Source organism: Acidisoma sp. 7E03, assembly GCF_054665075.1.
In genome coordinates this window covers 92308-115967 of sequence record NZ_BAAFHE010000006.1, presented here as the reverse complement: position 1 = coordinate 115967, position 23660 = coordinate 92308, and the positions used below count along the sequence as shown (strand labels likewise).

The following is a 23660-nucleotide window of genomic DNA, read 5'->3' as shown; positions in this document are numbered from 1 at the left end:
CATCAGCCCCCTCACAGCCAGTCGGAGAGGCGCACAATGCCCGCCAACAAGAAACTGCTCATGCTGCCCGGAGACGGGATCGGCCCCGAAGTGATGCGGGAAGTCTCCGCCATGCTCGAATGGCTCGACCGCAAGCGCATTGCGAGCTTCGACGTGACCGAGGGGCTGGTGGGCGGCGCTTCGATCGATGCGGAAGGCACGCCGATCACGCCGGACGTCGTGGCGCGGGCGAAGGCGGCCGATGCGGTGCTCTTCGGTGCCGTCGGCGGGCCGAAATGGGACAAGCTCGGCTTCGACATGCGGCCCGAGATCGCGATCCTCACGCTGCGTCGCGAGCTCGGCCTTTTCGCCAATCTTCGCCCTGCACCAGTCTTCGAGCCGCTGATCGAGGCCTCGACGCTGAAGCCCGAGGTGGTGCGCGGGCTCGACCTCATGATCGTGCGGGAGAGCACGGGCGGCATCTATTTCGGCGAGCCGCGCGGTGTCGAGACGCTGCCCGATGGCCAGAAGCGCGGCATCAATACCGAAGTCTACACCACGGGCGAGATCGAGCGCGTGGCCCGGGTCGCGTTCGATCTGGCGCGCCAGCGCCAGGGCCGCGTGTGCTCGGTCGAGAAGGCGAATGTCATGGAAAGCGGCCTGCTGTGGCGCCAGACGGTGACGGCGCTGGGCGCCGCGGAATATCCGGACGTCGCCCTCAGCCACATGTATGCCGATAATTGCGCCATGCAGCTGGTGCGCAACCCGCGGCAGTTCGACGTCATCGTGACGGGCAATCTCTTCGGCGACCTGCTGTCCGATCTCGCCTCGATGTGCACGGGCTCCCTCGGCATGCTGCCCTCCGCGACCCTCGGCGCGCCCGATGCCTCGGGCCGCCGGCTTGCTCTCTACGAACCGATCCACGGCTCGGCTCCCGACATCGCCGGAAAGGGCATTGCCAATCCGCTGGCGCAGACGCTCAGCCTCGCGATGCTGCTCCGCTACTCCTTCGACATGAAGGAGGAAGCCGCGCTGGTGGAAAACGCGGTCACCGCCGTCCTCGAACAGGGACTGCGGACACCCGACATCATGCAGGAGGGCAAGACCCGGGTGACCACGGCAGAGATGGGCGCCGCCGTCATGCGCGAGCTAGAGCGGCTGGCGGCCTGATCTGCGTCAGGCGGGGAGCTCATCGTGACAGTGGGGCTTGCGGCGCCCCCCTGCTTTGGGTAAACCCCCGCCACCGACGCGCTGCACCCGTAGCTCAATTGGATAGAGCACCAGACTACGAATCTGGGGGTTTGAGGTTCGAGTCCTCACGGGTGCGCCACCTTTCCCGACATCGCTGAACGACATTGGCTGCGAGGACGTGACCCTCCGCGGCTTCGGCCGGCCTCGTGTTGAGCCTGCCGCATCAGCGCCGAACGATCGCGATCAGTTCATCTACGGAATAAGCATCGCTGCGCGAGATTTGGGCGAAGGGTTTTCCCCACGCCAAGCTGCGGGCGAAGTTGCTCTGCCAGTCGATCTCCCGCGGATCGGCCGCAACCGCGATCGGCATCCCGCGGCTGCTGTCTACTTCGCTGACAAAGCCAGTGCTGCGCAAACAGCTCGAACCGTTTGGGAAATGATGCTCCTCATTCGCATACATCCGGTAGCGGACCAGCAGGCCGGACGGCAGGCGCACGGAATTGTTGGTCTCGCTCGGCAGGTTGAGACAGCTCGACTGCATCATCACGGGCACCAGATAGAAGCTCGTTGCCCGGCGGTAGCGATCCTTGGCAAGCGTCAGCGCGGCATCCAGTTGCCAGGCGGGAACGTCCTGCGTTGATGCGTCGACCAAGGCATCATCCGCCGCCTGGGATGCCAGCATCGCCTGCAGCCAAGCCTGCCATCCTGCATCGGCAGAGAGGAAGGCGGAGACCGCCTCGGCATTGCTGGCCGTGCGGTCCCGCAGGTCCGGCAGGGGCGGCAGCGGCTGCTGACGGATGGCCACCTGTTGGGCGCAGCCGGCGAGGCAGAGCGTGAGCGCCAGGGCGAGCCACGGGATGGCTCTATCCCTGGTCGAAGGGAGCCCGCCTCCAGCCCAAAACCAACCCGCCATGCTCGTAATCCATGCTGCCGCGGGCCGAGTTTCGTCGGGATGGGATTAAGAAAAGTTTAGAGCTGTGCACCCATCGCCCGAAGGGGTCGGGCCGCGCCGGCGTTTCCGCGCAATGTGACCGCCGTCCGGTCATATCGTTGTCGAGTTAACTTGCCCCGGTCCCGCGCACACCGCATCCTGCATCATGCCATCGGCCCGCAGAGGCCGAGGAACGACGGAGAACGCCATGTATGTTGTAAAGGCTTATTGGGACCCCGAAGCGCGGATGTGGCACGGCGACAGCGGAGACCTGCCCGGCCTCTCCGTGCAGGCGCCGACGATGGAAGATCTGATCGCCGACGTTCGCGACCGTGTGCTCGACCTCGTGCCGCCGGAAGGATACTGGGGCAGCGCACCGCCGCCGATTTCCATTTCTTTCATCGCCAGCCGCTCTGAGCAGATCGCCCGGCCCTATTGAGCACCGCGACTCGCCCACCCTTTTGGCGAAGGTGCCGTCCGTCAGACGGACACCCCGTTCATGTGCAGCAAGAGGAAGAGGATCATTCCGCTCACGGCCGCGAGGGACGTGATGTAGACCCATCGCTTGAACGCTCGCATAACCGTCGCCTCACAGCTTGTTGAACCAGACCCACACCAGGGCAGACAGAAGAAAGACGGCGAGCGGCGTCAGGAGAATGATCGTCCGCGTATCCATGGTCGAGGTCCCGTCCGTCTCGCCAGCATGCAGCGGCGCGCTCTTGGAGACCGCTATCTAGCGCCGCCGGGGTCGAGGAGAACCCGCATCCTTTGCATGGATGCCGGGCGTGGCCGGAGCACCGCCACCACGGCCGAGCCCTGGCTCGCGGAGGATCGGGCGGTGGCGATCCTTAGACACTTTATCTTCGGAGACCTGACTTTGCCCATGCCGCGCCGTGCGTAAGCTCTTCGGACCGACGCGGTTAGGGAGGATCGCCTTGTGTTGGGCCGCCCAGCCCAAACTGGAGGAATGGCCTCTCCCGAGAGTGGCTAACCCTTTGTCCCGCGCGTAACGCCTCAGCAAGCAAATTGGGTGAATAACATCCATGCGACAAGCTGACGCACCTGCGCCTAGGCCGTTGAATCGTTTTGGCTTTTGTGCGTCCTTAAGAGGAAGGAGGATCGTCGCGGCCAAAAACATGACGGGATCGTGATGCATCGCGCAGGCGAGCGTTCACTCACAAGGCAAGCTCCGCGCCGCTCGTATCCATGATAGAGATGACTGCAGACGCCCTGGAAGGACGGTGATGAGCCCGCCGCACAGGCTTGGACGCTAGGACGATGCCGGAGTCTGGCTTCCCCGGCACGGCAGAGGAAAGCCGGGCTGCAGAAGTGCGGCCCCGTGCGCGCGGCCTGTCACGCGGCAGCCAGCGTCTGGTTGTGGCCGGCGTGGCCCTGCTTCTCGGGATGGCCCTCGCCGTCGCGCTCGCCATCAGCAATACACACCGTAACGCCTTGCATTCGGCCCAGATGGAGAGCCTGCGCCTGTCGCAGGCTCTGGCCGAACAAACGGCCACGGCCCTGCAGGCCGTTGACATCGTCGTCACTGCCTTTCGTGACGAAGCCGAAAGCCAGCATTTCACAACCCCCGCTGCCTTGACCGCCGCCCTTCGCACCCCGCAGACGCAAAAGGAATTGGCCCGCCAGGCGGATCTGCTGCCGCAAGCCGACGCCTTCGCCTTCATCGACGCGACCGGCCATCTTCTCGTCACCTCCCGGCGGTGGCCCACCCCGCAGGTGGATTTTTCGGACCGTCCCTATGTCCGGCATCTTCTTAGTCAGGACGACCGCGATCTCTTCCTCAGCGACCCGATCATCAATCGCGTGACCGGCGTCTGGACCAGCGTCCTGGCCCGGCGCATCGACAGCCCGAGCGGCACCTGTCTCGGCATCGTCATCGGCCTGCTCAACCTCGGCTATTTCCGCGATTTCTACCGCGAGCTCGCACAGGACGACAATTTGGCGGTGACGCTCTTCAACCGTCGCGGCCTGGTGATGACCAGTTATCCTTACGACCTGCGCCCGGGTGAGCGCCCTGCCCGCCTATCTGCCGCCTGGGACCGGCTTCTTGCGCAGAAGCCGGGTACCGGCGTGATGGTTGGACGAGGCCTTGTCGATAACGACCCGCGCATCGTTTCGGTCCATCCGCTCACGGACTATCCCGTCGTCGTCAACGTCAGCATTTCAGCGTGGGGCGCGCTTGCCGACTGGCGGCATCAATCGGCCCTCATCCTGGTCGGCTCGGCCTGCGCCGTGCTCTGCATGATCCTGCTGCTGCGCGCCATCGTCCTGCAGTTCCGCAGGCTCGAACAGTCGGAAGCGGAACTCGCCCTGAACGCACAGACCCTCTCCACGACGCTCGACCATATCAGCCAGGGCATCGTGATGATGGATCGCGAAGGGCGGGTCGCCGTCTGCAATCGGCAGGCGATCGCCATGCTCGATCTTCCCCCCGGCCTGATCGCGACCCGTCCGCTCGGCACCGCGGTGCTCGACTACGAGGTTACCGCCGGAGAGTTTCCCGACCCCGCCAAGCTCGCCGTCTATCGACAGTCCCTCTCGGTCACCGAACCCATGACCTATGAGCGGTGGCGGCCCAATGGGCGCGTGCTGGAGGTGCAGATCCGGCCCATGCCGGATGGCGGCTCCGTCCGCACCTATAGCGACATCACCGAACGGCGCCGCGCGGATGAACGCATCCGCTACCTCGCGCATCACGATCCGCTGACGCAGCTCGCCAATCGCACGCTGTTCACGCTGCGGCTGGAAGAGGAAATCGCCCGTGCGGATACCGGCCCCCATCGCCTCGCCTTGCTCTATCTCGATCTCGATCGATTCAAATACGTGAACGACAGCAATGGGCACGGCGTGGGCGATGCGCTGCTGGTCAAGCTCGGCGAGTTGCTGAAAGAGACCGTCGGGCCGGACCTCACCATCGCCCGCACAGGGGGAGACGAATTCGCGATCCTGATGCCGCTGGACGACCCCAAGCAGGATGCGCGGTGCCTCGCCCGGGCCATCCTCGCCGCGATTCAGCAGCCCATCCTCGCGGCCGGCGCCTCCCTGCGCGTCAGTCTGTCCGTGGGCATCGCGCATTATCCGGACCATGCGAAAAGCGCGAGCGACCTTCTGCGCAATGCCGACATCGCACTCTATGAAGCGAAGAACGACGGCACCGGGATCATTCGCATCTTCGATGCCGGCATGCAGGCACGGCAGCAGCGCCTGTTCCAGCGTGAGCAGGATCTCCGCTCGGCCTTCGCCCTTGGCCAGTTCGAGGTCGTCTACCAGCCCATCCTCAACCTGGAGCGCAACCTGGTGTCCGGGGCCGAAGCGCTGTTGCGTTGGCACCATCCGACCGAGGGGCTGGTGCCACCCGCCGATTTCATCATGCTGGCGGAGCGGCTGGGCCTGATCGTGCCGCTGGGTCTCTGGGTTCTCGAGACGGCCTGTAGGGAAGCCGCTCACTGGCCCGCCGAAACCAGTGTCGCCGTCAATCTCTCGCCCCTGCAGGTGAACAGCGAGAGCCTGGTGGCGGAGGTGCAGCAGATCCTCGAACGCACGGGCCTGGCGCCCCATCGCCTGACGCTGGAAGTGACCGAAGGGCTGTTGCTCGAACAGAACCCGACGGTGCTGCGCACCATGCACGCGCTGCGCGGCCTCGGCGTGCGCTTCAGCCTCGACGATTTCGGGACCGGCCACTCCGGCCTCGGCTACCTGCGCCGGTTCCCCTTCGACGCCATCAAGATCGACAAGCTCTTCGTGCAGGACATGGTGGACGATCCCGATGCCGCCTCCATCGTCAATGCCCTGCTCGCGGTCAGCGCCGAACTGGGGCTCGCGGTCGTCGCGGAAGGCGTCGAAACCGCAGCCCAGCTCGAGATGCTGCACCTGCGCCGCTGCCCCTATGCCCAAGGCTATTTCGTGAGCCGGCCGCTTCCCTATGGGGAGATGCGGCTCTTCACCCTGAAGCCCTGGGCCGCACCGGTTTTTTCCTGAGGCCGGTTCAGCGGCCGACGGGCGGCTCCGGCAGGCCCAGCTCCGGCCGCAGATGACCGTAGCGATCGGGATCGAGGTAGCGGCCGTCCTCGTACAAGGCCCGCAGCGCGGCAAGGCCCGTTTGCGTGAAGTAGGCGCGCCGTCCGAGATCCTCCGCCGGAAGATCCATCAGCCCGCGCTCGATGAGGCCGGCGAGCACCGGCGGAATCTTCGGCTCGCCGCGGCGCTGCCCCGTGGTCCACAGATTGAGGCGAATGCCGTCGGCGAGGCGTGGCCGCAGGCCGAAGGCCGCCGCCAGTTCCTGCCGGAGAAAGCTGCGCTCCGCCGGGGTGAAGGGCAAGGCGGTAGGATGCTGGGTCATCGCGCGGTATCTCTGATCAGCAAGGCGACGAGGCCGGTCCAGCCCGTCTGATGAGACGCACCGAGCCCGCGCCCGGTATCGCCGTCGAAATACTCGTAGAAGAGCGGCAGTTCGCGGAACTGTGGATCGTTCTGGATGAGCGAACAATCACCATGGATCGGCCGTCGACCAGAGGCATCCTTGAGGAATAGCCGAGTGACGCGGCGGGCGAGTTCGTCCGCAATCTCCGCCAGCGTCAGCATGGTGCCGGAGCCGACCGGGCATTCCACCCGGAAATCCTCCCCGTAATAGGAATGGAAGCGCCGCAGGCTGTCGATGAACAGATAGTTCATCTGCACCCAGATCGGCCCGCGCCAGTTGGAATTGCCGCCGAAGACGCCGGAATGGGACTCCGCCGGCCAGTACGGCAAGGTGAATTCCTGTCCCGCCCAGGAAAAGACATAGGGCGCATGTTCGTGTGTCTTGGAGACGGAGCGCACCCCGTAAGGCGAGAGGAATTCGTTCTCGTCCAGCATGCGGTGCAGCAGGCATTTCATGCGATGCCCGCGCAACATCGAGAGCAGCGCGATGTGATGGACGCCAGGCATCTCCCAATTCGACACGAGCGCGCCGAGATCGGGACGATTCTCGACGAACCAACGCATGCGCGCCACCATGTCCGGCAGGCGCGGCCGATCGAACTGGCGCAGCACCTCGACCGCGAAAAGCGGAATGAGACCAACGATGGTGCGCGCCCGGATGGGAATCTTCTGCCCGTCCGGCAGTTCCAGCCGGTCATAGAAGAATTCGTCCTGCTCGTCCCACAGCCCACCATGCTTGGCGGCGGCTTCGGCGATATAGAGAAAGTGCTCGAAGAACTTGACCGCCATGTCTTGATAGACGGGATCGATCAACGCGAGCTCGATCGAGATGCGCGTGAGGTTCAGCGCATACATCGCCATCCAGGCCGTCGCGTCGGACTGGCTGAGCGTGCCGCCCATCGGCACGGGGGCCGAGCGGTCGAAGATGCCGACATTGTCGAGCCCGAGGAATCCGCCCTGAAAGATGTTGCGGCCGCCGGCATCCCGCCGGTTCACCCACCAGGTGAAATTGAGCGATAGCTTGTGCAGCATGCGCTTGAGGAAATCATGGTCCGGCGTGCCGGTGAGGTCGCGGTCGCGCTCGAAAACCCGCCAAGCCGCCCAGGCGTGCACCGGTGGATTGGCATCGCTGAACTGGTATTCGTATGCAGGGAGCTGGCCGTTCGGGTGCATGTAGTTGTCGCCCGTCAGCAGCAGCAACTGATCCTTCGCATAGGCCGGGTCGATTTCGACCAGCGGCAGACTGTGAAAGGCGAGATCCCAGGAGGCGTACCAGGGATATTCCCAGGTATCCGGCATCGAGACGATGTCGGCATTGCGCATATGCGTCCAGTCGACGTTGCGGCCGTTCCAGCGGCTGGCGGGCGGCGGCGGCTCGGCAGGATCGCCCATCAGCCAGGTACGCACGTCGTAGTCGTAGAGCTGCTTGGACCACAGCATGCCGGCATAGGACTGGCGCTGCACCAACCGAGCATCGGGGTCCGTCACACCGGTCTGCACTGCGGCGTAGAATTCATCCGCGTCGGCGACGCGGGCGGCAAAGACTGCATCGAAATCGGCGAAAGGGTCCCCCGCCGTCGTGGCCGCGCGGAAGCGCAGGCGCAGCACCACTTCGCCGCCCGCCGGCACCGTGACGCGGTGATGCGCCGCGCATTTCGTGCCATAGCCTTCGGCACGCAGCGCTGCCCGTTCCCCGTTCACGACGTAGCTGTCGATCCCGTCCTTGAAGGGGCCGGGCGCTTCCGCCTCGCCATAGAAGCGGCGCCGGTTGGTTTCGTTGTCACAGAACAGGAGCTCGCTCTCCTGCCCGACAAAGAGCCGCATTTCGGGCAGTTCAGGATGGACCGCCCGCGCCTCGCGCGGGCCGATCGCGCGGATCTCGGGCAGGTCGGTGCGGCCGGCCCAATCCCAGATGTTGCGCGCCCAGAGTTGCGGCAGCACGTGCAACTCGGCCGCCTCCGGCCCGCGATTGACGATGGTGACGCGCATCAGAATGTCGTCCGGCGCGGCCTTGGCATAGTCGACGAAAACGTCGTGGTAGCGGCTCTCGTCGAAGATGCCGGTATCGACGAGTTCGAATTCGCGATCGTCGTAGCCGCGCGCCCGGTTTTCGGTCAGCAGGCGTTCATAGGGAAAGGCCGCCTGCGGGTATTTGTAGAGCATCCGCATGTAGGAATGCGTCGGCAGGCCGTCGAGGTAGTAGTACAGCTCCTTCACGTCCTCGCCATGATTCCCTTCCTGGTTGGCGAGACCGAAGAGCCGTTCTTTGAGGATCGCGTCCTGCCCATTCCACAGGGCAAGGCCGAGGCACCAGCGCAGATGTCGCTCCCCAAAGCCCGCCAGGCCGTCCTCCCCCCAGCGATAGGCCCGGCTCCGCGCCTGGTCATGGGTGATGTAGGACCAGGAATCGCCGTCCGGGCTGTAGTCCTCCCGCACCGTGCCCCATTGCCGCTCGCTGAGATAAGGCCCCCAGTCGCGCCAGGTCGTGGAGGCACGGGCCGCCACCAGCCGCTTGCCCTCGGCGGTGGCGAAGAGCGCGGCAGGAGAGGAAGACATCGGCAGCACTCCAATCTGATCGCGGATGCTGTGCCGCGGCCGGCGCGCATCATCCTTGATCCTGAGCTATATCCGTCCTGCGCCGATCACGAAACAGGGGCCGCCCGCGCCCCAGCATCGAGGACCTTTGCATGAGCGACATCCCATCCACCCAGGACGCCAAACCGCTTTGGGAGGCGCGTGCGACGCTCGGCGAAGGGCCCCTCTGGTCCGCTGCGCGCAAGCGGCTCTTCTTCGTCGACATTCTCGGCCGCCGCATCCTCTCCTGCGGTCTCACCGGCGAAGACCGGGCCGAATGGCGGCTGGAGCACCGGCCCTGCTGGATCATCGAACTGGCCGGGCGCGAGGAGTTCCTGGTGGGGCTCGACCATGGCGTGGTCGTCATGCGGCTGGAAGCGGAAAGGCCCGCCGAGATTCGCCATCGGGTGACGGAGGCTACCGTGGTTCCCGCCGGCATGCGGCTGAACGATGCCAAGGCCGATGCCGATGGCCGCGTCTATTTCGGCGTCATGGACGATGCCGAGGTGGCGGCGACCGGTGGGCTGCATCTGCTCGGGGTGCAGGGCGCGGTGGAGGTTCTCGACCGCGACTACACGGTCACCAACGGCCCGGCGATCAGCGCCGACGGGCGCACGCTCTACCATGCGGACAGCCCGGCCCGCACCGTCTACGCCTTCGATCGGGCCGCCGATGGCAGCCTGACCGGCAAGCGCGTGCACATCCGCTTCACCGAGGCCGACGGCTATCCGGACGGCATGACCACCGATGCCGATGGTGGTCTCTGGGTCTGCCACTGGGATGGCGGGCGCGTCACCCGCTTCACCGCGGACGGCGCGCGAGACCGGGCCATCACCCTGCCCGTCTCGCGCGTGACCTCCTGCGTCTTCTGCGGCCCCGGGCTCGACCAGCTCGCCATCACCACCGCAGCCCATGGGCGCGCGGAGGAGGCGCTGGCCGGGGCCCTGTTCCTGACCCGACCGGGGGTACGCGGCCTTGCCCCGCATGCCGCACGCTTGGCGCTCTGAACGAAACATTCTAGTCTGCCGCACGCGGCCGAGCCGGCCGCGTTGCCTTCTCACCCACGACAATCAAGACAAGGAAAACCGATGGCGGGCCCTGCCCTCTACCGACGCGCGATCGTGCTCGGGCTGACCATCGCGGTCGGCGCCTTCGCCATCGACATGTACATCCCGGGTTTCGCGGCGATCGCGCGCGATCTCAAGACCGATCCGGGCACCGTGCAGCTCAGCATGACGAGCTTCTTCGTGGCGCTGGCCATCGGCCAGATCATCTACGGCCCGGTCTCGGACACCTTCGGCCGCAAGCTGCCGAGCTATGTCGGGCTCGGCCTTTTCGCGCTCGCCTCCGTGGGCGCCGCCTTCGCGCCCAGCATCGACATCCTCATCCTCTCCCGCTTTTTCCAGGGGCTCGGGGCGGCCGCGACGGCGGTGATCCCCATGGCGATCGTGCGCGACGAACATACCGGGCCGGCCGCGGCCCGGCTGCTGTCGCTCGCCATGCTGGCGCTCAGCGTCTCACCTATCCTGGCGCCGGTGCTGGGCGGGCTGATCGTGCAATACGCATCCTGGCGACTGATCTTCCTGGTCCTCATCGCCATCACGCTGCTCGTCGTGCTGATGATCGCCCGCATGCTGCCCGAGACGCTGCCGCCGGAGCGGCGGGTGAGCGGCCGGCCACTCGCCATCCTCGCAACCTACGGCCGGCTGATCAGCCAGCGGATCTTCATCCTGCCCATCTTGATCGCGGCTTCAGCACAGGCCGTGCTCTTCTGTTTCATCTCGGGCTCGCCCTTCGTCTTCGTCACGCTGCATCGCGTGCCACCCACGACCTACGGCCTGCTCTTCGCGCTTCATGCCATCGCGCTGATCGGGATCAGCCAGCTCACGGCAAACCTCATGCGCCGTTTCGGCGCCCGTCGGCTGCTCGGCGTCACCACGGCCGGGGCTGCAGCCGCGGCACTTGTGCTCGCGCTCCTCGTATGGAGCGGCATGGCGGCGTTCTGGCCCTTCATCGTGCTGACCATCACCACCTTCTTCTTCCTCGGTCTCATCATGGGACCGGCTTTTCTCACCGCGATGGAGCCCTTCGGCGCCACCGCCGGCGCCGCGGCCGCCCTCGGCGTTGGGCTCGAATTCACCATGAGTTCCGCGCTGACCGCGGTGATGGGACTGAGCGCGGACGGGACGGCCCGGCCTATGACCGGTCTCATGGCCATCGCCGCCTGCCTCGGCTTCGCCATCTGGCTGCTCTTCGTCAAAACCGTGCGGGTGCCCGCCGCTCACTCTTGAACCTGACCCGCGGCATGCGATGTCCGGGGTGGCATTGATGCCATCGGGAAAGGAAGACGCCGTGTCTGACACAACGAGTGAGGGGCGCCTGCAGCGAATTCGTGAAACCGCCTACGACCTTTGGGAGCAGGAAGGCCGCCCCGAGGGCCGGGATCACGATTTCTGGCTTCAGGCAGAAAAGATCGTCGACGGCGACGACGACGATACGGTGGTCGATCGCGAGAGCGAGGAAAGCTTCCCCGCGAGCGACCCGCCCTCGTTCAATCCGTAAGCAGAGCGCGGGCCGGCATAACCGGCCCGCCTCGTCGCCTCACCCCATCGTCGAGACGAAGGCGCCGCCGTCGAGCAGGAGGTTCTGACCGACGATGTAGCCGGCATGGGCCGAGCACAGGAAGGCGCAGGCATGGCCGAATTCTTCCGGCTGGCCGAAGCGGCCGGTCGGATTCTGTTGCGCCCGGGCCGCCATCTCCTCCTCCAGACTGCGACCATTCTTCTTCGCCGCATCTTCCATGGTCTTGCCGAGACGTGCCGTCTCGAAAGGCCCGGGCAGCAGATTGTTGATCGTCACATTGTGCCGCGCCACTTGGCGGGCGAGACCGCCGACGAAGCCGGTGAGGCCGGCGCGGGCGCCGTTGCTCAGCCCGAGGTTCGGGATCGGCGACTTCACCGAAGCCGAGGTGATGTTGACGATGCGGCCGAAGTGCCGCGCCGTCATGCCGTCAACCACCGCTTTGATCATGGCGATCGGCGCCAGCATGTTGGCGTCGATCGCCCGCAGCCAGTCCTCGCGCTCCCAATTGCGAAAGTCGCCAGGGGGCGGACCCCCCGCATTGTTGACCAGAATGTCCGGCTCGGGACAAACCGCGAGGGCCGCCGCACGACCCTCCGGCGTTGCGATGTCCCCCGGCGCAATCTCGACGCGGCCGCCCGTTTCATGGGCAATTGCTCGTGCCGCCTGAGCCAGCGCTTCGGGATCGCGCCCGGTGATCGTCACCATCACGCCTTCCTTGGCAAGGGCCATGGCGCATCCACGCCCTAGGCCTTTGCTCGCGGCACAGACAATCGCCCGCCGCCCTTTGAGCCCTAAATCCATCGGAGATCCTTCTCTAACGCTGCGACAGAAGGTATTGCTTGGCCCAGGGAGGGCAAGTGAAAGACGTCCGAACGCGCCTGCCCGCCAAAGTACATGCTATCGAAGGGAAGGGAGCCCCATGGTCCAACTGAGCAACGCGACGCTCGGCGCCTTGCCGCCCGGCGTCGTCTGGGCGGGCTATGACCGCAGCCGGCTCCGCGCCGGCATCGTGCACTTCAGCGTCGGCAACTTCCATCGCGCGCATCAAGCGGTCTATCTCGATCAGCTGATCGCCCAGGGCGGCCATGACGACTGGGCGCTCTGCGGTGTGGGGCTGATGGACGACCCGCGCGAGCGCGCCAAGGCGGCGGCCTTTCCGGCGCAGGACTGTCTCTACACCCTCACCATCTGCCCGCCGCAGGGCGCGCCCGAAATCCGGGTCATCGGCTCCATCGTCGAGTATCTCTTCGCGCCCGACGACCCGGAAGCGGTGCTGCGCAAGCTGTGCGACCCGGCGATCCGCATCGTGACGATGACGCTGACCGAAGGCGGCTACAACATCGACGACGAGACGCAGCAGTTCAAACTGGACACGCCCGACGTCGTGCATGATCTCGCGCATCCGGCGGCGCCGCGCACGGCCTTCGGCTACGTCGCCGAAGCTCTGGCCCGCCGCCGCGTAGCCGGCCTGCCCGCTTTCACCGTGCAGTCCTGCGACAATCTTCGCCACAACGGCCATGTCGCGAAGACCGCCTTCGTCGGCTTCGCCCGGGCGCGGGACCCGGAGCTTGCCGCCTGGATGGAAGCGGAGGTCGATTTCCCCAACAGCATGGTGGATCGCATCACGCCGGCGACGACCGACGCCGACCGCGCGCGCCTGAACGCCGCAAGCGGCGTCGCGGACGAGATTCCGGTCTTCTGCGAAGATTTCATCCAGTGGGTGGTGCAGGACCATTTCCGCCTGGGGCGCCCAGCCTGGGAGAAGGCGGGCGTGCAGGTGACCGAGGACGTCTGGGCCTATGAGCAGATCAAGCTGCGCATGCTCAACTCCTCCCACAGCATGCTGGCCTTCCCCGGCACCATTGCCGGCTACCGCCTGGTGCATGAAACGGTCGCCGATCCACTGATCGCGCAACTGCTGATGGATTTCTGGAACAAGGACGTGATCCCGCTGCTCAAGGCGCCGCCCGGCATGTCGCTCGAAGGCTACCGGGACAAGCTGATGGAGCGCTATTCAAACCCGGCGACCCGTGACCAGACCATCCGGATCGCGACCGATGGCGCCTCGCGCATTCCGATCTTCTCGGGCGACACGATCCGCACCATCCTGGAACGGGGCGGGGATTTCCGTCGCTGCGCCTTCCTTCTCGCAACCTTCGCCCGCTGCCTGGGCGGCGTGGACGACAAGGGCGAGACCTTCCATACGCCCGAACCGCGGCTGAGCGCGGCCGACCGGGCAACGGCCGCCGACCCCAATCCGCTCGCCTTCCTGTCGCTGCCGATCTTCGCCGGCCTCGGCATCGAGAAGAATGCGGACTTCGTGGCGGCCTTCCAGGGCTACCGGGAGCAGATCGCAGCGCGGGGGACGCTGGCAACGCTGAAAGACCTCCTTGCCGGCTGACGACGGATCGTTTCAGGATGGGCTCGGGGACGATACCGGGCCCATCCTTCAGCCCGCCGTCTCCCTCATCCGCATGAAAACTGTCCGCGCGACCGCCGCGGCATTGGGAGATCGCGTCCATGAACCCCTTGGGCATCCATGCCTTCGTCTGGTCCGGCGGATCGACGCCCGATGACCTGAGCCGCGCGCTCGATCGTTCCGTCGAGACCGGCTACAGCCTCATCGAATTTCCGCGCCTCGATCCGAAGAAATTCGACGTGCCGGCCTTCGCCCGCGCACTGGCGGCGCAGAAGATGGGCATCGCCGTCACCATGGGGCTGCAGCCGGGCTCGGACATTTCGAGCGAGGATGCCGAGACGGTCGCCCGCGGCGAAGCGGTGCTGCGCGAGGCCGTCTCTGTCGCGCGCGATCTCGGCGCCACGAAACTCGGCGGCATCCTCTTCTCCGCCCACGGCAAATACATGTCGATGCCGAGCGCCGCGGGACGCCGCAACAGCATCGACACGCTGCGGAAGGTGGCCCGCTACGGCGCGGAAGCCGGCGTCACCATCAACCTCGAAATCGTCAATCGCTTCGAGAGCAACCTGCTCAACACCACCGCGCAGGGATTGGCCTTCATCGAGGAGATCGGCGAGCCCAACGTCTACCTCCATCTCGACACCTTCCACATGAACATCGAGGAGGCGAATCCGGCGGATGCCATCCGCGCCGCGGGTGACCGGCTCGGCTATTTCCATGTGGGCGAGAGCAACCGCGGCTATCTCGGTGCCGGCACGATCGACTATGCGCCGATCTTCGATGCCCTGCTGGACAACGGCTACGCCGATACCATCACCTTCGAATCCTTCTCCTCGGCGGTGGTGGACCGGGACCTCTCCATCATCACCGGGATCTGGCGCAACACCTGGGACGACAACGTGGCGCTCGCGCACCACGCCCGTCGTTTCATTTCCGATCACTTGGAAAGCGCGCAGCGGCGCCGTACGATCACGCGTACGCCCTAACCGCCACGAAGGAGCCGCCATGGCGCTGCGTCGCAATCTTGGTTTGATGGAGGTCGTTGGCCTCTCGCTCTCCATGATGGCGCCGACCTCCGCCATGGCTTTCAACGTCACCCTGGCCGCAGGCGCCGCAGGTGTCGCGGCCCCGCTCGCCTTCCTGCTCAGCACGGCGATCCTGCTCGTCGTCAGCCTCTCCTTCGTGAGCTTCAGCCGGCGCGTGGCAAGCGCAGGATCGGCTTACGCCTATATCACGGCGGAGTTCGGCGCCGGGGCCGGCTTCATCGCCGGCTGGGCCCTGCTGCTCACCTACGTTACCTTCGGCGCCGGCATTTCGGTGCTGATCGGCAGCTTTCTCGACGCGGCGCTCAGCAACTATCACCTCGGCCTGCCGAAGTTCTGGATCCTGCACGGAACCTTGGCGATCCTGCTCGGCATGGTGCTGACCGCGCGGGATATGAAGCTCGCCACCCGGCTGATGCTGGTGCTGGAAGCAGTCTCAGTGCTCGCGATCATCGTCCTCGGCATCGCCATTCTCGTGGCCACCTCGAAAACCTCCGGCCTGCCGCTCTCACCCTTCCTGCCGGATAAGGCCTTCGGCTGGTCCGGCATCGGCTATGCATTGGTCTTCGCCATCCTCTCCTTCGCGGGCTTCGAAAGCGGCGCGACGCTGGGTGAGGAAGCGGCCAATCCCCGTATCGCCATTGCCGTCGCCCTGATCGGCACCGTGCTCGGCGCCGGTGTATTCTTCGTCTTCGCCGCCTATACGCAGGTCGTCGGCTTCGGCCTCGACCATGTGAAGGATTTGGCCTCCGCCGCGGCGCCGTTGAACACCCTGGCGCTGCGCTACGGCTCGCGCGATTTCGCGACGCTGCTCGACGTGGCGACCGCCATCTCCTCCTTCTCCTGCGTCCTCGCGGCCGTCAGTGCGGCGGCGCGGATGCTCTTCGCGCTGGGTCGCGCGGGGCTTGCCCCCGCCTTCGGCACGGTCTCGACCGGCGGAACGCCGGGGCGGGCCACCCTCGCCGTGGGCGGGCTGATGCTGGCCGGTGCCCTGCTCTGGGCGCCACAGGTCGGCGCCAACGACTATTACGGCGCCATGGGCACGATCGGCGTGCTGTCTCTGATCCTGGTCTATGTCGGGGTGACGATGGCGGCCGCCGTCTATGCGATCCGCCGTCGCGATGCGCTCTGGGCCTGCTTCGGCGCCGCGGGCGCCATCGCCATGCTTTGGCCGCTCTACAATTCAATCTATCCCGTGCCGGCCTTTCCGGGAAATCTCTGGCCATACGTCGTCGCGATCGATCTTGCCGTCGGCGCGGGTCTGCTGCTGCTGCGCCCATCGCTCGCGCGGGCGCCTCTGGTCGAGGCGGAGTAGAGCGGGCGCCGCTATTGGTGCGGACGGCGGGGATCGAACCCGCACTCCCGTCCGGGAGGCAGATTTTAAGTCTGCTGCGTCTGCCAGTTCCGCCACGTCCGCACCGGCGCGGGGCGAGGCTGAAAGAGCCGCCCCGTCTGGCGGGTTACCCTTGGGCGAGGCGCTTCGCGATGTCCAGCCCCATCCGGATCAGATTCTCCGAGGCCTCGGGCGTGTTGAAACCGTCATGCGAGGTCAGCGTCACGTTCGGCAGCGTGGTCAACACATCGCCCGCCGGCAGAGGTTCCACGTCGAAGACGTCGATCGCCGCGTGGCGCAGATGGCCGCTTTGCAGCGCCGCCACCATGGCCTCCGTCTCCACGAGGCCCGCGCGGGCCGTATTGACCAGAATGGCCCCCGGCTTCATCGCAGCGAAACACCCGGCATCCAGCACGCCACGGGTCTCGTCGGTCAGCAGGAGATGGAGGGAGAGCACGTCGCTCTCGCGCAAGAGCGTCGGCAGGTCGACGAAATCCACGCCGGGATAGCTCTTCGGCGTGCGGTTGCTGGCGATCACCCGCATGCCCGCGCCAAGCGCAATGCGGGCGACCTCGGCCGCGATGCCACCGAAGCCCCAGAGGCCGAGCGTCTTGCCTTTCAGTTCGATGCCACCGCCGCGGGGCCAGCCGCCGGCCCGCACGCTGCGATCGAGGAAGGCGATGTTGCGCGCCGCCGCCCAGATGAGCGCCATGGTGTGCTCGGCGACCGCCGTATCGCCATAGCCGCGGATGGTATGGACCTGGATGCCGAGCGCCTCGATCTCCTCCACGTTCATGTAGGAGCGCGCGCCAGTGCCGAGGAAGATGACGTGCTTCAGGCCGGTGACCTTCGCCATGGCCTCGGTCACCAGGAAGGTGTGGTCGTTGAGCATGAAGTCGTAGCCGGAATAGAGGCCGGGCATCTGTTCGGGCGTGATGACGTCGATCTCGTGCACCGTCACCGGCGGGTCATCCGGCCGATGGACCCGCGCAAAGACTTCGGCCAGACCGCCGCTCGCATCTGCATAGATGCCCTTCATCAGCCACTCTCCTCCAGCATGCGGGGACAGGCTGCGGTCTCGCGTCGATTTCGGCAAGGCCCCTGCCCCGTCGCGCGCGCGGTCTTTTCTTGACTGGCCAAGGCGCTTGTCGCAAAGCTCGCGCTCATTCTCCGGGTGATAGCGCGCTTCCTTCATGTTCCGTATTAAGTCGGGAGCCTTAGACCCAGCCGGCGCGGTGCCCTTGGAGCGCCGGACCTTCGGCCATGCCCCGCGCCCGGACACGCCCTACGTCCCGCCGCGCTATGACACATTCGACCCCGACGAGGAGGCGGACCCGCTCGACGAGGACGCGTTCTACGAGGCGCCGGCCGAGGCGGTGCTGCCGCCGCGCGCGAAATCCCGCTCTGTTGCAAAGGCGACCCGCCGCCCGCGCCGGCGGCTCCTCCTGCGTATTCTCAAATGGTCCATCCTGCTCTCTGTCTGGGGCGGCCTCGCCGTCGCGCTCCTGCTGCTCTGGTTCACCTGGGACATGCCGCGTCCCTCGGCCGGCGTCGCCGCAATGCGCCGCCCGGCCCTCGTGCTCACCGATAGTCACGGCCGCCCCTTCACCCATTTCGGCGACTATTCCGGCCAGATCCTGACGCTCAAGACGGTGCCGGCCTATCTGCCGGAAGCGCTGGTCGCGGTGGAGGATCGCCGCTTCTGGGAGCATGGCGGCCTCGATCTGCTGGGCATGGGCCGCGCCGGCGTCGTCGATCTCATGGCCGGGCACGTCGTCCAGGGGGGCTCGACCCTCACCCAGCAGGTGGCGAAGACGCTTTTCCTCAGCAATGCCCGCACCTTCCGGCGCAAGGCGCAGGAACTGCTGCTGACACTGTGGCTCACCCACCACTTCACCCCGGCGCAAATCCTCGAAATCTATCTCAACCGCGTCTATCTCGGCGCTGGCGCCTGGGGCATGGATGCGGCGGCCGAAACCTATTTCGGCGTGCCGGCCAGCCAGCTGAGCCTGTGGCAGGCGGCAATGCTGGCCGGGCTGCCGCGCGCGCCCTCCCGCTTCAACCCGCTCGCCGATCCGTCCGCCGCCATCGCCCGCACCAAGGAGGTGCTGGCCGCCATGGTGCGCTCGCAATACATCACGCAGGATCAGGCGGCGGCCGCGATCGGCGCGATCGACCTCACCCCCAAGGCCGCCGGCGGCGACTACTGGTTTTCCTCCTGGGCGGCGCAGCAGGCGGGGCCGCTCATCCCGGCCGATACCGATTCCCGCCTCGCCACCACCTTCGACCCGCGGCTGCAGGCAGCCGCCCAGACAGCGCTCACCACCATGCTGGCAGGGCCGGGCGCGGCCGCCAACGCTCATCAGGGCGCGATCGTGGTGATAGACGCCGCCACCGGCGCCGTGCGCGCCATGGTCGGCGGCTCGGACACCGGGCATGATTTCTTCAATCGTGCCGTGCTCGCGCGGCGGCAGGCCGGCTCCTCCTTCAAGGCCTTTGTCTGGCTCGCCGCCCTCGAAGCCGGGATGACTCCGCAAAGCGAGGTGATGGATGCGCCCGTCCGCATCGGCCAGTGGGAGCCGCGGGACTTCGAGCGCCGCTACATGGGCCAGGTGACGATCACCCAGGGTCTCGCCTATTCGCTCAATACCGTCTCCGCCCGGCTGCTGATGCAGGCTGGTGGCCCGCAGAAGGTCACGGCCGTCGCCCGCCGGCTCGGCATCACCGATCCCATCCCCAACAACGCGACCATCGCCCTCGGCACGCCGAGCGTCGGCCTGCTCGAGATGACCGGCGCCTATGCCACCTTCTTCAACGGCGGCCGCAGGGTGACGCCCCACGGCATCACCGCGCTCTATGCCGGCGGGCACGATCTCATCGCGCCGCCGCCCGCGCCGGTGCCGGTCATCTCTCAGGCCAATGCCGCGGCCATGCGGCAGATGCTGGGGGCGGTGGTGGCCTATGGCACCGGCCGCGATGCGGCGGTGTCCGGCTACTTCGTCGGCGGCAAGACGGGGACGACGCAATCGAGCCGGGACGCCTGGTTCATCGGCGGGGTGGACGGCATGGTGATCGGCGTCTGGGTCGGCAATGACGACAACACCGCCATGGGAAAGGCCGTGACCGGCGGCACCTTGCCTGCCGCGCTCTTCCACACGGTCGCCCTGGCGGTCACGCGGCCCTGATCCGGCCGCAGCCGTGGGGAAGCGCATCCCGGAGTCGAGTCGCGGGACGAGCGCGACCCTCGGCGCAGGACAGACCGTCACCACGGATCCCGACGATTGAGTGGGCGGTCGCTTTTTCGCTTGGCAAGCGCGAAGACTTTCCCAAGAGGCCACCGCGACTCGGCTGCGACACCCAAGATATGGCGGGCATCTTGCAGAACCCACCCATCATCTAGTGGAAGTTTCGAAAAGTCGTTGACCTTTGCGGAGGCCAGCGGTACCCGTCCAGTGTGACAACGCTTTCCAGAACCCGCCCTAATCTACGCGTCCGAGGCCGGTCCTTCATGGCCTTCGTGCTCTCGCCCGATGCGCCTCTGCGCGCCTGGATGGCCGAGCTCGACGCGCAAATCGAACGATCGGCGACCTTCTTCGCCGGGCGGCCCATCGTGGTCGATCTTTCCGGCATTCCGCAGACCGATCCTGATCTCGACACGCTGTTCGACGAGCTGCGCGCACGCGGCATTCGCGTCATCGGGGCCGAGGGTGCGGATGGGCTGACGCCGGCCATCCAGTCCGTGGGCGGCCCCTTGATCGGCGGCCGGCCGCTCGGCCTCTACGAAGTGCCGGACGACCCGCCGGACGAACCCGCGGCACCCGAGCCCACCTCCATGGTGCTCGACGAGCCCGTGCGCTCGGGCCAGACCATTCTCTTTCCGCAAGGCGATCTCACCGTGAGCGGCTCCGTCGCTTCGGGCGCCGAGATCATGGCCGGCGGGTCCATTCACGTTTACGGCGTGCTGCGGGGCCGCGCGATCGCGGGCGTGACCGGCAATCCGCAGGCGCGCATCTTCTGCAAGAAGCTCGACGCGGAACTGATTTCCATCGACGGCCTCTACATGACGGCCGAGGACATGGAGGCGTTCCGGGGCAAGTCCATCATGGCGCGGCTCGAAGGCTCATCCATCATCATCACCGAGATCAGCTGACGGCCGGCTCGGCGCTTACGACGACAGGGGTAAAGGCATGGCCAAAGTTCTCGTGGTGACCTCCGGCAAGGGCGGCGTTGGCAAGACGACATCGACGGCTGCCATCGGCGCCGCTCTCGCGAAGATGGGCAAGAACGTCGTCGTCGTCGATTTCGACGTCGGTCTGCGCAACCTTGATATCGTCATGGGGGCCGAACGCCGCGTCGTCTTCGACATGATCAACGTGATCCAGGGCGATGCGAAGCTGGCCCAGGCGCTGATCCGGGACAAGCGGGTCGAGACGCTGTCGATCCTCCCCGCCTCCCAGACCCGGGACAAGGATTCGCTGACCAGCGAAGGCGTGGCGCAGGTGATCGCCGAGCTGCGCGAGAAGTTCGACTGGGTGATCTGCGACAGCCCTGCCGGCATCGAGCGCGGCGCGACACTTGCCATGCATCATGCGGACGTCGCGCTGATCGTCACCAACCCGGAAGTTTCCTCGGTGCGCGACAGCGACCGCATCATCGGCCTGCTCGACAGCAAGACCGAACGCGCGGCCAAGGGTGAGCGGATCGAGAAGCACCTGCTACTGACCCGCTACGACCCGGCGCGCGCCGCGCGGGGCGACATGCTGAAGACCGAGGACGTGCTGGAGATCCTCTCGATCCCGCTGCTCGGCATCATTCCCGAAAGCCCGGAAGTGCTGCGCGCCTCCAACCTCGGCACCCCCGTCACCCTCGCGAACCCCGAGGCAGCGCCGGCCCGCGCCTATCTCGACGCGGCGAAGCGGCTGCTCGGCGAGCAGGTGCCGATGACCGTGCCCGGTGAGAAGACCAGCCTGCTCGGCAAGCTGTTCGGCAGGAGGGTCGCATGAGCTTCTTCAGCTTTCTGAGCCGGAAGCCGACCGCCAACGTCGCGCGTGACCGGCTGCAGATCCTGCTTGCGCATGAGCGGGCGACCTTCGGCGGCAACGCCGATCTGGTCGCCGTGTTGCAAGAAGAGATTCTTGCCGTCATCGCCAAGCACGTCTCGGTTGAGCGGGAAAAGGTGCAGGTCAAGCTGGACCGCGGCGACAGCTTCTCGACGCTCGAAATCGGCGTCGAGATCCCACCCGGTCTCGCCGAAAAGCAGGCTGGCGTAAAGAAGGCTGCCCTCGGGGCCTGACACCCGGGACGGCGCAGGGAGGCTTACCAATGTCGTTGCAGCGAGACGCGGAGGACGAGAGCGGCCGAGCGCCGGTCACGACCTTCGGCCCTGACTTTCCCTTCGCCTACGATCGCTGGATTTCGCATCCTGCGGGTCTCGGCCGCTTGCCCCCCGAGGCCTTCGGCCAGGAAGTCGCCGTCATCGGCGCCGGGCTCGCCGGAATCGTCGCCGCGCACGAACTCATGAAACTCGGCTTCAAGCCGGTCATCTACGAATCTTCCCGCATGGGCGGGCGTCTCCGCTCCGAACCCTTCAGCGGCACGGAGGGCGTCGTCGCCGAACTCGGCGGCATGCGCTTCCCGGTCTCCTCGACCGGCCTTTACCATTACATCGGCCAGAGCGGGATCGAGACGCGGGCTTTTCCCAATCCGCTCGACGCGGTGACGCCCTCCACCCTGATCGACCTCGAAAGTGAACAGTTCTACGTCGAAGGCGATGGCGGCGGCCGGCTGCCGCCGCTGCTGCAAGAGGTCTCGGACGCCTGGTCGGAAGCCCTGGAGCTGGGCGCGGAGTTCTCCGCATTGCAGGGCGCCGTCCGGAATCGGGACGTCGCACGGCTGAAGGAGATCTGGAACCGGCTGGTGCCGCTGTGGGACGAGCGCACCTTCTATGATTTCGTCGCCTCCTCCCCGGCTTTCCAGAAACTCTCCTTCCGCCATCGCGAGGTCTTCGGCCAGGTCGGCTTCGGCACCGGCGGCTGGGACAGCGATTTCCCCAATTCGATGCTGGAGATTCTGCGCGTGGTCGTGACCGCGCAGGACGAGGGGCAGCGCATGATGGTCGGCGGCGCCGAGCAACTGCCGCGCCGGCTATGGCAATTGGCGCCCACTGCCCTCGCCCATTGGCCGGCGGGCACCTCCCTTGCCAGCCTTCATGCTGGCGCCCCGCGCCCTGGTGTCACTCGCATCGCCCGGGCGGATGACGGGCGCATCGCCATCACCGACCGCTGGGGCGACACGCGCAGCTACAAGGCCGCGATCGTCACCTGCCAGTCCTGGCTGCTGACCACGCATATCGACTGCGACGAGAGCCTCTTCTCCCAGAAGCTTTGGATGGCGCTGGACCGCACCCGCTACATGCAGTCCTCCAAGACCTTCGTGATGGTGGACCGGCCCTTCTGGACGGAACGCGACGCCGAGACCGGCCGCTACAAGATGAGCATGACGCTCACCGACCGCATCACCCGCGGCACCTATCTCTTCGACAACGGGCCGGACAAGCCTTCGGTCATGTGCCTGTCCTATTCCTGGATGTCGGACGCGATGAAGGTGCTGCCGCTGGACGCTGAGCGGCGCGTGCGGCTGATGCTGGCCGCGCTTCAGAAGGTCTATCCCGACGTGGACATCGCCTCCCACATCATCGGCGAGCCGATCACCGTGTCCTGGGAAAGCGACCCGAATTTCCTCGGCGCCTTCAAGGGCGCGCTGCCCGGGCACTACCGCTACAACCGGCAGATGTTCTGCCACTTCATGCAGGACGCGATGCCGCCCGGCGAGCGCGGGCTGTTCCTGGCGGGGGACGGCATCTCCTTCACCCCGGGCTGGGCCGAAGGTGCGGTGCAGACGGCGCTCAATACCGTCTGGGGGGTGATGCACCAGTTCGGCGGCCAGACGACGGCGGAAAATCCCGGCCCGGGCGACGCGTTCGACGCCATCGCCCCCGTGGCGCTTCCAGGATAGGTATCCCTGAAAAAGAGGGCACGTACTGCTTTGGAATGAGTTGGTGAAGACTGGCCGCCCGAAGCTGCGGAAACCATGTCCTCTCGAATTGTAAGTTTACTTAGAGCCTGAAGCCGTAGGCCCTATGCTGCCGCGGCAACCGAAGGCTGAGGCGTG

General features: G+C 66.4%; 19 protein-coding genes and 2 tRNA genes. 15 read left to right on the top strand and 6 right to left on the bottom strand.

Going from position 1 to position 23660, the window contains the following annotated elements; all coding sequences use genetic code 11:
* The first annotated feature begins 36 nt into the window (after positions 1 to 36).
* Together leuB and ACYQ6W_RS11040 are read left to right on the top strand one after the other, a co-directional pair.
* Positions 37 to 1149 (top strand): 3-isopropylmalate dehydrogenase, encoded by a 1113-nt coding sequence (gene leuB / locus ACYQ6W_RS11045; RefSeq protein WP_459675325.1) that lies wholly within the window; start codon positions 37 to 39, stop codon positions 1147 to 1149.
* A gap of 83 nt (positions 1150 to 1232) precedes the next feature.
* Positions 1233 to 1309, top strand: a tRNA-Arg gene (locus tag ACYQ6W_RS11040).
* Positions 1310 to 1393: 84 nt separating this feature from the next.
* Here the strand turns inward: ACYQ6W_RS11040 and ACYQ6W_RS11035 are convergent.
* On the bottom strand, positions 1394 to 2083 hold the full coding sequence (locus tag ACYQ6W_RS11035) for a hypothetical protein (protein WP_459675323.1): 690 nt from the start codon (positions 2081 to 2083) through the stop codon (positions 1394 to 1396).
* A 226-nt stretch (positions 2084 to 2309) separates the two neighbouring features.
* Here ACYQ6W_RS11035 and ACYQ6W_RS11030 point away from each other — a divergent pair, with 226 nt between their 5' ends.
* Positions 2310 to 2540 (top strand): DUF1902 domain-containing protein, encoded by a 231-nt coding sequence (locus ACYQ6W_RS11030; RefSeq protein WP_459675322.1) that lies wholly within the window; start codon positions 2310 to 2312, stop codon positions 2538 to 2540.
* An 839-nt stretch (positions 2541 to 3379) separates the two neighbouring features.
* Positions 3380 to 6097, top strand: a complete 2718-nt coding sequence (locus tag ACYQ6W_RS11025) for a bifunctional diguanylate cyclase/phosphodiesterase (RefSeq protein ID WP_459675319.1) — start codon at positions 3380 to 3382, stop codon at positions 6095 to 6097.
* 7 nt (positions 6098 to 6104) lie between these two features.
* On the opposite strand, the gene ACYQ6W_RS11020 is transcribed toward ACYQ6W_RS11025, so the two are convergent.
* Positions 6105 to 6458, bottom strand: coding sequence for a hypothetical protein (locus ACYQ6W_RS11020; RefSeq protein ID WP_459675317.1), 354 nt, complete (start codon positions 6456 to 6458; stop codon positions 6105 to 6107).
* Positions 6455 to 9094 (bottom strand): MGH1-like glycoside hydrolase domain-containing protein, encoded by a 2640-nt coding sequence (locus ACYQ6W_RS11015; RefSeq protein WP_459675315.1) that lies wholly within the window; start codon positions 9092 to 9094, stop codon positions 6455 to 6457. The genes ACYQ6W_RS11020 and ACYQ6W_RS11015 overlap by 4 nt, the downstream gene beginning before the upstream one ends.
* 131 nt (positions 9095 to 9225) lie before the next feature.
* On the opposite strand from ACYQ6W_RS11015, the gene ACYQ6W_RS11010 reads away from it, so the two are divergent.
* From ACYQ6W_RS11010 to ACYQ6W_RS11000, 3 genes are all read left to right on the top strand, one after another.
* Positions 9226 to 10119 (top strand): SMP-30/gluconolactonase/LRE family protein, encoded by an 894-nt coding sequence (locus tag ACYQ6W_RS11010; protein WP_459675314.1) that lies wholly within the window; start codon positions 9226 to 9228, stop codon positions 10117 to 10119.
* Positions 10120 to 10200: 81 nt separating this feature from the next.
* A complete protein-coding gene (locus ACYQ6W_RS11005) occupies positions 10201 to 11403 on the top strand; it encodes a multidrug effflux MFS transporter (protein ID WP_459675313.1) in 1203 nt (400 codons plus the stop codon).
* 61 nt (positions 11404 to 11464) lie between these two features.
* Positions 11465 to 11674, top strand: coding sequence for a DUF2934 domain-containing protein (locus ACYQ6W_RS11000; RefSeq protein WP_459675311.1), 210 nt, complete (start codon positions 11465 to 11467; stop codon positions 11672 to 11674).
* Positions 11675 to 11713: 39 nt separating this feature from the next.
* Here the strand turns inward: ACYQ6W_RS11000 and ACYQ6W_RS10995 are convergent, their stop codons facing one another.
* Positions 11714 to 12496: an SDR family oxidoreductase gene (locus ACYQ6W_RS10995; RefSeq protein WP_459675310.1), complete on the bottom strand. Its 783-nt coding sequence runs from the start codon at positions 12494 to 12496 to the stop codon at positions 11714 to 11716.
* 118 nt (positions 12497 to 12614) lie between these two features.
* On the opposite strand from ACYQ6W_RS10995, the gene ACYQ6W_RS10990 reads away from it, so the two are divergent.
* The 3 genes from ACYQ6W_RS10990 (at position 12615) to ACYQ6W_RS10980 (ending at position 16472) form a co-directional block, all read left to right on the top strand.
* Positions 12615 to 14096 (top strand): mannitol dehydrogenase family protein, encoded by a 1482-nt coding sequence (locus ACYQ6W_RS10990; protein ID WP_459675309.1) that lies wholly within the window; start codon positions 12615 to 12617, stop codon positions 14094 to 14096.
* Positions 14097 to 14215: 119 nt separating this feature from the next.
* Complete coding sequence (locus ACYQ6W_RS10985) at positions 14216 to 15100, top strand: sugar phosphate isomerase/epimerase family protein (RefSeq protein WP_459675308.1); 885 nt, start codon at positions 14216 to 14218, stop codon at positions 15098 to 15100.
* A 19-nt stretch (positions 15101 to 15119) separates the two neighbouring features.
* Positions 15120 to 16472, top strand: coding sequence for an APC family permease (locus tag ACYQ6W_RS10980; protein ID WP_459675307.1), 1353 nt, complete (start codon positions 15120 to 15122; stop codon positions 16470 to 16472).
* A 15-nt stretch (positions 16473 to 16487) separates the two neighbouring features.
* Here the strand turns inward: ACYQ6W_RS10980 and ACYQ6W_RS10975 are convergent.
* Positions 16488 to 16574: transfer RNA gene (locus tag ACYQ6W_RS10975), tRNA-Leu, on the bottom strand.
* 43 nt (positions 16575 to 16617) lie between these two features.
* Positions 16618 to 17529 (bottom strand): NAD(P)-dependent oxidoreductase, encoded by a 912-nt coding sequence (locus ACYQ6W_RS10970; RefSeq protein WP_459675305.1) that lies wholly within the window; start codon positions 17527 to 17529, stop codon positions 16618 to 16620.
* A 202-nt stretch (positions 17530 to 17731) separates the two neighbouring features.
* Here ACYQ6W_RS10970 and ACYQ6W_RS10965 point away from each other — a divergent pair, with 202 nt between their 5' ends.
* The 5 genes from ACYQ6W_RS10965 (at position 17732) to ACYQ6W_RS10945 (ending at position 23504) form a co-directional block, all read left to right on the top strand.
* Entirely contained in the window at positions 17732 to 19675 is a 1944-nt protein-coding gene (locus tag ACYQ6W_RS10965; protein WP_459675303.1) for a transglycosylase domain-containing protein, read from the top strand.
* A 269-nt stretch (positions 19676 to 19944) separates the two neighbouring features.
* The gene (minC, locus tag ACYQ6W_RS10960) at positions 19945 to 20640 is read left to right on the top strand and encodes a septum site-determining protein MinC (RefSeq protein ID WP_459675301.1); all 696 of its coding nucleotides are present in this window, start codon (positions 19945 to 19947) and stop codon (positions 20638 to 20640) included.
* Positions 20641 to 20677: 37 nt separating this feature from the next.
* Entirely contained in the window at positions 20678 to 21493 is an 816-nt protein-coding gene (minD, locus tag ACYQ6W_RS10955) for a septum site-determining protein MinD (RefSeq protein ID WP_459675300.1), read from the top strand.
* The gene (minE, locus tag ACYQ6W_RS10950; RefSeq protein ID WP_459675299.1) at positions 21490 to 21783 is read left to right on the top strand and encodes a cell division topological specificity factor MinE; all 294 of its coding nucleotides are present in this window, start codon (positions 21490 to 21492) and stop codon (positions 21781 to 21783) included. Before minD ends, minE begins: the two co-directional genes overlap by 4 nt.
* A gap of 29 nt (positions 21784 to 21812) precedes the next feature.
* Positions 21813 to 23504 (top strand): flavin monoamine oxidase family protein, encoded by a 1692-nt coding sequence (locus ACYQ6W_RS10945; RefSeq protein WP_459675298.1) that lies wholly within the window; start codon positions 21813 to 21815, stop codon positions 23502 to 23504.
* The last annotated feature ends 156 nt before the right edge of the window (positions 23505 to 23660 follow it).